The 292-nt window shown below is 51.0% G+C and carries 1 rRNA gene; it reads right to left on the bottom strand.

Annotation, left to right across the window (positions count from 1 at the left end):
- Positions 1–292: ribosomal RNA gene (locus tag AN391_RS20065) — 23S ribosomal RNA — on the bottom strand; the annotation flags it as partial.

The raw sequence follows: 292 nt of genomic DNA, 5'->3' as shown, positions 1-292 counted from the left end.
CTCGTCTCGTGTCTCAGCCTAACAGCAACCCGGATTTACCTAAGTCGCTAGCCTACTCACTTTCACATGGACAACCATCGCCATGCTTGCTTAGCCTTCTCCGTCCCCCCATCGCAATTATACCAAGTACGGAAATATTAATCCGTTTCCCATCGACTACGCCTTTCGGCCTCGCCTTAGGGGTCGACTTACCCTACCCTGATTAACATGGGATAGGAACCCTTGGTCTTCCGGCGTGCGGGTTTTTCACCCGCATTATCGTTACTCATGTCAGCATTCGCACTTCTGATAC

Source organism: Pseudoalteromonas sp. P1-13-1a (assembly GCF_001401875.1).
In the GTDB taxonomy this organism is placed as follows: Bacteria; Pseudomonadota; Gammaproteobacteria; order Enterobacterales; family Alteromonadaceae; genus Pseudoalteromonas.
This window is presented reverse-complemented; position numbering and strand designations above follow the sequence as displayed.